We start from the raw sequence: 4,885 nt of genomic DNA on the forward strand, positions 1-4,885 counted from the left end.
TTAAGGTTGAGGTATACCTGAAACAAGTTAAATAACTTGATAGGAAATATTTTTTTACACCAACTACTTATTTTATTACACAAACCGTCTTATTAAGTGGCAATAAAACAAAAAAAGCTTTCCCTTTTGAGGAAAGCTTTCTAAATATCTAAACAAATAATTTCTTATTCTTTTTCTACCTGTATATAATTAAATTACAGCGGTATTTTGCAGTCTAAAACCTTTTTATCTTTCCAATTGAATTAACTTTTCTGGGATTGTACGGGGCCGCTAATGCCATATCTATTAACCTCATGTTTTCTCCGTCTGGCTCGATAAATACAAATTTATATTTCGTCCAATCTGCAGGTGGCAGGCATTTCACTGCAATATCAATTAATTGTGTAATTGGAACAGTTTTAATCTTGCTAAATTCTTCAATGCTAATTTTTTTGTTTTTATGTCGCTCCGTACTATAAAAAAACTAATGTCTTTAAAAAAAGGATAACATCTGCATTGTAATACATACAACTTAAAAGGCCCCTCCCTTTCGAATGTGAATATTCTATCTTTTGCAGGTATTGCAGCTGTATCTAAAAGATAATAAATAGTATCTCTTTTTATTTTTTCGTTCTGAGCTTTTACATTTTGGGTTTTAAAAAGTAAAAGAAAACCTATTCCAAAAATAATTAAATATCTCATCATATTAATTTTAGTTACAACCAGTTGTAGAAAGTTTGTTATTGGAATTTAAATTTGCCAGATTAAATGTATTCCGTTCAGCTGCTGTAATACCATACTTTGCCTGGATCGCTGCAAACGCCGAATTTACATTGTCTATAAAATTTGTGGGGTTCCAGGATCAACGGTATCAAGTTAAGCACTAACAGAGTTTTACGACCGAAAATCTTAACCATTACTTTTAATCTTTTCTTTTTAGAAAGCCAGATCTAATTTTATATTCCTATAAAAGGTTAGTAGAAATTTATGTGAGATATGATCAAACTTGTTTATGGATTACCGTATATTTTATATTTAAACTAGCTAAATCAGAAAAAGTTAAAATCAAATCTAATTTATAGGGTCAAAGAAATCATTTATAAATGGTTGTAACAATACCATTTCATGCTTGCTATCCGTATTAATTACTGGCCATAAAGATGAAAAATCTTTTAAAAATTCATTCAAATTAGAAATTTTGTCATCCTGAGGCCTTTTAAAAAGTATTGGAAAAATTAATATCTTATTTCTATAAATAGGATCATCCACTGGCATTTTTTTCAAGTCATAAATCAAATTATCATTCACAATAATGATTGTGGATTTATCTCTTAATACATTACCTGAGAAGAAAACGTTCTTAATATTACCTAACGAATCAACAAAAATAGCTACAGAAATCAAAACCATATTATTCTTAGGCATCTTAAACAATGCTTCGCTTTTAATATATTTATCAAATCTTTTTAAAATTGAAATCCGAATATCTGTCTTTTGTTTTAAAGAGATAATAGAGACTGGTGCCGACTCATCATAAACGTTTAGCTGTTGGGAAGAAGATATGTTTACAAAACCTAGCAATAAACATATACTAATGACTACTCCTTTCATATTTTCTAATTACAATAAGTACCATGTCTCAATATAGCAATCGTACTTTTTTCTGTGTATCAATCAAAGCTTATGCAATAACAGATATAATGTATATTGCTTAATTATAAATATCTGGCAGAAGTGCACTGGTTATTGGCTTTAAGATGATTATATCTTTGCCCTGCACCGCTTCAGGAATTATGTTTTCTAAACTCTTCAGAAAACCGCTACTGTAATCGACAAAATCATCATCTCCCCTATAATGGTAAAAAAGAACCAAGACAATTTTTTTTGAAAGTTCTTTATACTTATAATTATGTTTTTTCATTCTGATCAGCAACGAATGATTCAGACCAAATAACTCTTTTGTGCGTGTATCTGTTTTCTCTGAAAAATATAAAGAATCGATACCTCCAGTTTCATCGAATGAATAGGCAATGGGATAGAAGTAAACAAAGTTTTTTTTGGTTAAGCTATAAAGTTCGCTTTTCGCACCTTTTTCCAAAGTGCTTATAAAAAATTTTTCAATCTTTGGGGAAGTATTTTGTGCACTTGCTATGCCGCTTGCAAAAACAAGTAAAAAGAATAAGTATTTCATAATTATTTGCAGTATGTTCCCCGTCTGTTAGTAGCGGATTTATTAATGTGTCGTCTGTTTGTCTCATTTATGGCATCCCTTTCTACTTGAGTCAGTTTTGTTATATAGAGATTAGTTTTTTCTAAACCTTCCCAGCTAAGGCTTCAAGCTTCCTAATCACTAATGTTGGGAAAAGCAATTTTGAGCACCCAAGTCATCAAAAGCACATACTTATCGGTCACAGTTTCATGTTGATTGGTTATAAGGCATTAACCTGACGTATCCTTTCTTTTTTAATCCTTTAGTATCCTATTAATATAAAAATTCTAAAGCGGATTAATAATTTTGTATAGTAAAATTATAACGGTTATGTTTTAAGCCCCACTTAGACTATTCAATAGCAAGTGGTAATGTTGCTACTTTTTTCCATATTGTATCTTCATATTTATAGAAAGCTATTATCCTATTTGTAATTACACCTTCTCCAACTGCATTCGAAAAAAAGTCATAATAGATAACACAAGCCCTATTTCTGATTCGTTTAAAATGAATGGAGTAAATCCCATACGTAATCCCGAACGATCTGAAAGATTAACTCCTTTACTTTTTAAAATTTTTCTAACCTCTAATTTTTCAAAACTCTGGTGTTGAAGATTTCTAGATTTTGTTAGATAGCTTTTAACAAATTGCCATTCTGTACTATCTGAAAGTTGGTTCAATCCTCCATCTCTTAAAAAATTAGGTAAATATTGCATTCCATCTTTAGAAAAGCGAGGAATGCAGATAGTTGCACCATTTTTTTCGACATTATCTTTTCTATTTGCTAAGTTGTAAAGTACTTCAGAAAATAAAGAAGTTATCTTTACAGGATTGGTATTTTGCCTGGATTGTTCTTGTTGAGCTTTGCACCCCCAACTGACAAAAAGAATAAAATACAAAATTAAAGATTTCATTAACATCCTTTTTTATTTGTTCCTGATTGATTATTTGCTTCACGAGCGCCATTAGCTTTTGCTCTAGCAGCATTCGGAGCTTTGACTTTACCCTGAGACATTGACAAATTTCTCCACATTATGTCTTTGTAATAAGTTGCTAGATCAATGCTAGAATCGGGTGAAGTGAGAATACCACGTTCAATAGCATATGCTTGTAGAAGGGAACCCATTGAATTCACATAAGTAGCAGCCATTTGTTCGTGCTGGGCAACATCATATTGTTCAGTAATAGGATAACTCTGGTTATCATAAAGGTATTGATTCATATCCTGAAAAAAGAATTTTTCACTATCTGTAGTATGCTTGATCCCATATATGAAATATGAGTGCATGAGCTCATGTATCATCGTTGCAACGACTCCTAAGTCTTTAGCTGCATTTAAATTTAAGGTAATATTACCGGTTATAGGGTTAGTAGAGCCATTTGTAATTGTTACAACATCATTACCATTAGCGTCAATACCAGTAATATTTGGAATTCCATATAATATCATTCATATGCATTTAAAAACAATAGCACTGTCTTTAAAGATTAGGCAATCCATTTATATAAAATAATATATGGCACCCATTTTTTATGCATTCTTTTATATAAAATAAATCTTCCTTGGCCACATCTCGAACCGCAGGAATAACCATTATAAAAAAGGCAATATGTTTTTTCTCTAATAAAAATTGGCTTGCTAAAAGTCACGATTTTATTCTGCCCTAGATTTTTGTTAATAGAATCAGGATCAACGGCGATGCCTTGTATTTTATTAAATAGTTTTGAAGACCAGTGATATTTTTGCATTTGATCTAATTCTTGTTTTATCTGAGATCTTTCTGACCTAGTAAGACTAAATTTTTTATCATAATCTTCAAAAATACCACTTAAACTATCCTTTAAAACAATCTTTTCTAATTGAGTAAGTGTGAATTTATCAATGATTTGAAAATAAACAATTGTGTCATTACCTTTATAAAAATTATTTATAAATTGTTCCGAATCTTTGTTTTGTCCTTTAACCTTAAAAAAACATAAGATTAAGAGTAATATAAATATTGCTTTCATAGTCCTTAATTGCAATAATCACCTTTTTTAAGTGATCCTCTATTTGAGTAGTTCTTATTAATATCGATAATTTGTTGTTTATCTGATTCAGTTAAAACGCCCCATAAACTAGTTTCTTGTAAACCTCCCCAAGCAAGACCCCAAGCATCGTATGAGGATATTTCAGGAAATTTAGATGTTAGAGCACGACTAATAACTGTTACATAATTTGTAGCCATATATTCATGTTGATTTGGTATATTAATAAATGTTTGTCCATTTGAGTTTGGCTGAAATAACGAATTTAAATAAGCATGTAACACTTCATGATAGATAGTTGCTATAGTGTATTCTTTGGAATAACTGGGCAACGTATTTGAGTTTAAATAAATGTTAATATCATATTGACTTCCATTTGTAATACCATCGTCCTGACTTGCTAAAGTAGATGATTGATAAAATGTCAAGTTCTTTGGGACGATGTACCAAATGTAGAGTTCATATAACCTGTTATTTGATTATTCACCCCATTAGAAATTGCGAGTGATAATGATGCTTTCAAACAAGGATTTTTAACACTATCAATTATCTCTTTTTGAGCACAACTCTCAATTCCAGTAGTCCCGCCAATGCAGCCACAGGGCGACTCAATAGCCTTGCCATTTTTAACACCTGCGCAATCAAAATATGGAGTGCCACCTCCACCTG

The 4,885-nt window shown here is 30.9% G+C and carries 7 protein-coding genes; all 7 read right to left on the bottom strand.

The window, feature by feature from the left end; genetic code table 11:
- Positions 1-1,050 precede the first annotated feature (1,050 nt).
- Positions 1,051-1,590, bottom strand: coding sequence for a hypothetical protein (locus EV200_RS21585; RefSeq protein ID WP_132536534.1), 540 nt, complete (start codon positions 1,588-1,590; stop codon positions 1,051-1,053).
- A gap of 100 nt (positions 1,591-1,690) precedes the next feature.
- A complete protein-coding gene (locus EV200_RS21590) occupies positions 1,691-2,170 on the bottom strand; it encodes a hypothetical protein (protein WP_132536536.1) in 480 nt (159 codons plus the stop codon).
- A 452-nt stretch (positions 2,171-2,622) separates the two neighbouring features.
- Positions 2,623-3,102 carry a hypothetical protein gene (locus EV200_RS21595; protein ID WP_132536538.1) on the bottom strand — a complete coding sequence of 160 codons (480 nt, stop codon included), beginning with the start codon at positions 3,100-3,102 and terminating at the stop codon, positions 2,623-2,625.
- Positions 3,102-3,638 (bottom strand): hypothetical protein, encoded by a 537-nt coding sequence (locus tag EV200_RS21600; protein ID WP_132536540.1) that lies wholly within the window; start codon positions 3,636-3,638, stop codon positions 3,102-3,104. Before EV200_RS21600 ends, EV200_RS21595 begins: the two co-directional genes overlap by 1 nt.
- A 38-nt stretch (positions 3,639-3,676) precedes the next feature.
- Positions 3,677-4,198 carry a hypothetical protein gene (locus tag EV200_RS21605; RefSeq protein ID WP_132536542.1) on the bottom strand — a complete coding sequence of 174 codons (522 nt, stop codon included), beginning with the start codon at positions 4,196-4,198 and terminating at the stop codon, positions 3,677-3,679.
- A 5-nt stretch (positions 4,199-4,203) separates the two neighbouring features.
- Positions 4,204-4,644 (bottom strand): hypothetical protein, encoded by a 441-nt coding sequence (locus tag EV200_RS21610; protein WP_132536543.1) that lies wholly within the window; start codon positions 4,642-4,644, stop codon positions 4,204-4,206.
- Positions 4,641-4,885 (bottom strand): hypothetical protein (locus EV200_RS21935; RefSeq protein WP_208864597.1); only part of this gene is annotated, 245 nt, incomplete at its 5' end. The genes EV200_RS21935 and EV200_RS21610, both read right to left, overlap by 4 nt.

Origin of the sequence: Pedobacter psychrotolerans (assembly GCF_004340665.1) — a bacterium.
GTDB lineage: Bacteria > Bacteroidota > Bacteroidia > Sphingobacteriales > Sphingobacteriaceae > Pedobacter > Pedobacter psychrotolerans.

Bases quoted from the DNA above. Each gene is read 5' to 3' on its own strand.
- EV200_RS21605 (WP_132536542.1), bottom strand. From the start codon at position 4,198: ATGAAAGCAATATTTATATTACTCTTAATCTTATGTTTTTTTAAGGTT.
- EV200_RS21595 (WP_132536538.1), bottom strand. From the start codon at position 3,102: ATGAAATCTTTAATTTTGTATTTTATTCTTTTTGTCAGTTGGGGGTGC.
- EV200_RS21585 (WP_132536534.1), bottom strand. From the start codon at position 1,590: ATGAAAGGAGTAGTCATTAGTATATGTTTATTGCTAGGTTTTGTAAAC.
- EV200_RS21600 (WP_132536540.1), bottom strand. From the start codon at position 3,638: ATGATATTATATGGAATTCCAAATATTACTGGTATTGACGCTAATGGT.
- EV200_RS21590 (WP_132536536.1), bottom strand. From the start codon at position 2,170: ATGAAATACTTATTCTTTTTACTTGTTTTTGCAAGCGGCATAGCAAGT.